The 2,823-nt window shown below is 59.8% G+C and carries 3 protein-coding genes; 2 read left to right on the top strand and 1 reads right to left on the bottom strand.

Going from position 1 to position 2,823, the window contains the following annotated elements:
- Positions 1–566: 566 nt before the first annotated feature.
- On the bottom strand, positions 567–899 hold the full coding sequence (locus HRV97_RS17125) for a hypothetical protein (RefSeq protein WP_174195338.1): 333 nt from the start codon (positions 897–899) through the stop codon (positions 567–569).
- A gap of 338 nt (positions 900–1,237) precedes the next feature.
- On the opposite strand from HRV97_RS17125, the gene HRV97_RS17120 reads away from it, so the two are divergent.
- Both HRV97_RS17120 and HRV97_RS17115 read left to right on the top strand, forming a co-directional pair.
- Positions 1,238–2,038, top strand: coding sequence for a recombinase family protein (locus HRV97_RS17120; protein ID WP_281356842.1), 801 nt, complete (start codon positions 1,238–1,240; stop codon positions 2,036–2,038).
- Positions 2,039–2,130: 92 nt separating this feature from the next.
- Complete coding sequence (locus HRV97_RS17115) at positions 2,131–2,793, top strand: hypothetical protein (RefSeq protein WP_174195336.1); 663 nt, start codon at positions 2,131–2,133, stop codon at positions 2,791–2,793.
- Positions 2,794–2,823: the final 30 nt, after the last annotated feature.

Genomic DNA, 2,823 nt, shown 5'->3' with positions numbered 1-2,823 from the left:
CATACCCGTCACACCGCTCGACAAACGGGGTCCCTTTTGGACGCCGATAGGGGGTCCTTTTTGGACGCCGATTGACACTGAAACGCTGCTGATCGCCGCAGGCCATCCGATCTGGCACACGGCAGCTTAGCTGTTTCCCAAAATTTTCGACAGGCTGCTGCGCGCCAAAATCGCTGACCGATTATTTGCCGGCTTGGGCCGCGCTCGATCGCAAACCTGACAGCGAGGCAGTCTGAAGTCACAACCCTCCTTCAAACCTGTGTATCGGCCATTGAATCGTCTTGGTTGTGAGCCGACCGGCAGCTCTCGTGCCGGACAGACCCACTATCAGCCATTCGTGCCGCTCTGCCCACTCTCGGAAGGTGACGCTCGTTCATCGTCCCCCACTGCGGCAGCAAAGCCGAAGAAGAAGTTGAAGCCGTCAAGCGCCAGCCGGTCGTCTGCCCGAACTGCGGCGCTCCGATGGTCAAACGCTGGGCGAACTGCACAGGCCAGCAACAAGCTCTTCTTTGGCTGCAGCTCCTATCCGCGCTGCACGGGATCAAGGTCGGTTATGCGCAAGCGGGTTAATTCATGACCAGCAATACCAGAGGCATGATCGATGCCGTCGGCCATTTGTACGCCCGGATGGCGACGTGCGGCAGCAAGCTGGTGAAGACTGTCGCATCGAGCGAGGCCTGAACGGAACGGTGCAGAGCGCGGCGTTGCGCTCTGTTCGGCCGACGACCACATGTAGCGCCCGATGTAGAAGTTGGACCAGAGGCAAGGAGCGCCTGCCGCGCGCTGTTGCTCCTGACGGTCAGCAGCGTACCAATGAAGGTAGCGACGATCCCTGCAACAACGCGAGGCAGCAGTCGGCAGGTGGCATAGGCAAAAGCGAGCGTCAGCAACATCGACATGAGACAATCTCCTTTTCCCCAGCATCCGCTGGATCTCCCTCTCCCTTTCTTCAAGGCAACTCGCTGATCAGCTCATACCCTGGGTTGCTTCCGGAACTTACATGGCTGGCAAACAACGAGGCAGGCCAAAGCCTGCCGCATGGATCGCGCTCCCTCCGCCCTGCCTTCGCCTGCTGGCGAATGGCAGTTGCACGCAGCGGCCGACGTGCACGCTTCATCGACTTCGGGGCTGACTGCTCTGGTGCGCTTGATCGCCCGCCAGGCAGCCGCAGAGTATTACCGCGCAATGCAGATCGAACCCAACCCACCACAAGACTGACCAGAGCTCGCCATTGCTGATGAAGACTTCTCCCCGGATCGCACTTTACGATCGCCATTCGACCGTCATGCAGACAGCAACGTCGAGCGCCCACCAGGCAGCCTCCTGCATGAAGCTCGTCGACTATCTAGGCGATACGGTGATAGCGACCTATCGCGATCCGGAGCAGTCAGGCGATCGCCGTGATTGTCCGATACTAAAGAAGCTGCTGCGCGACGTTGAGACGGGCGCGGTGGACTTGATCGTCTGCGAAACGCTCGATCGTATCGCCCGCGACGTCGAGGACGTGGCGTTCCTAGGCAAGAAGCTGATGTACCATCGCGTGGCGCTGCACAGCATCTCGGACGGCCATGTCGACGAGATCAAGTTTGCCGGCGCCGGTCTGCTGGGTGCCATTTTCCTCAAGCATCTAGTCGAGAGGACAGTCCGCGGCATGGAGGCGGCAGTCCTTGCCGGCCGGTTCGCCGGCGGCCGCGCCTATGGCTACAAGCGTGTCATCCGGCTTGATGCAAGGGGTGAACTCATCCGCGACCTCTTCGAGATCGACGCTGTCCAGACGATTGTTGTTGAGCGCATATTTGCGGAGTTGGCTGCCGGACGCTCATCCATTCAGGTCACCACGGGACTGAATGCCAGCGATATTCTCGGCCCACGCGGCGGGCAGTGGAATGCCTTCATAATCCAGGGGGACCCGAAGAAGGCGACCGGCATTTTCAACAATCCGCTCTACGTCGGGTGCCTGGTCTGGCCGTCGGCAGTGGCGCCGCAATCCCGACAGCGAGAAGAGAGAACGCCGTTACAGGCTGCGAGACGAGGGTGAATGAATTGAGGTGGAGGTGCCGCATTTCCGCATCGTCGATGACATGCAATGGACCGCGGTGCAGAATCAGATCGAGCAGCGAAGGCGTCCGAATGCACAAGTCTCGCTCGGCAGTCAAAACCGCAGAAAGCCTCTGTTATCCGGTGTCATTTGCTGCAGCTACTGCGAATCCAGCTAAACCAATTCCGGCAACGACTATTACCGCTGCGCCGGACAGAAGGAACAAGGCACCTGCTCGAGTACGGTTCGGCCTGCAAGGGCTCGCTCGAAACCGCGACCCTCTGCATCCTTCAGCACAGCTTGATAACAGAAGACTACACGCGGCTGTCGCGGAGGAGTTCGGGCGCGAGATGGCGCGCATCTCTTCAGCCGCGTTGCAGCAGGATCAGGTCACTGCGGATCGCCTGAGGATCGTCGGACGCGAAATTGAGAACCTGACCGCAAATATCCTGACGGGCGTGCTCAGCCCGACGCTGGTCAAGCTCTTGTTGGATCGTGAGGTCGAGAAGGCGAATATCGAGGCCATGCTCGCGGCAGAAGTAACCGCTACGCCGATCGCCACCATCCTGCCCCACCCCGACTTGCTGTGGCTGTTCAAGCAGAAGGTCGAGAAGCTCTGCGATACACTGAACGACGATACCTCACACGGCGAGGTCGGGGAGATTCTGTCGACGCTCATCGAGAGTGTCACGATCTACCCCGAAGGCGGTAACCATCCGCTGAAGACCGCGGGGTGGGTCAGTTTTTGCCCATGAAGTCCCACTGTCTGTGGTCGAGGAGTTCGT

Source organism: Sphingomonas hominis (assembly GCF_013328205.1).
In the GTDB taxonomy this organism is placed as follows: Bacteria; Pseudomonadota; Alphaproteobacteria; order Sphingomonadales; family Sphingomonadaceae; genus Sphingomonas; species Sphingomonas hominis.
This window is presented reverse-complemented; position numbering and strand designations above follow the sequence as displayed.